The 295-nt window shown below is 61.4% G+C and carries 1 protein-coding gene; it reads right to left on the reverse strand.

All coding sequences use genetic code 11. The features are described from left to right. Positions 1–295 (reverse strand): hypothetical protein (locus EN852_RS43000; RefSeq protein WP_246694591.1); only part of this gene is annotated, 295 nt, incomplete at both ends.

The raw sequence follows: 295 nt of genomic DNA on the forward strand, positions 1-295 counted from the left end.
TGCCGGCCGACGGCATTTCGATCTTGCCCATGAGCTCTTCCACATCCTGACGTGGGAGAAGATGCCGCCCGAGCACATCGAGGAGGCAAGGCCGATAAGGCGCAACCGCGTCGAGCAACTGGCCGATAATTTTGCGTCCGCTTTGTTGATGCCGTCGGCCGTTCTGGACCGGTTCGGCGATTGGACGCATCTGACCGAAAAAGCTCTGGTTGACCGCCTCAATAGGGTCGCTGGCGAGTTGCTGGTGACCTCGCAGGCCTTGCGTTGGCGGCTGTTCGGCATGGGTCGCCTGAGC

The sequence above is a fragment of the Mesorhizobium sp. M2E.F.Ca.ET.209.01.1.1 genome (genome assembly GCF_004010375.2).
Lineage (GTDB): Bacteria > Pseudomonadota > Alphaproteobacteria > Rhizobiales > Rhizobiaceae > Mesorhizobium.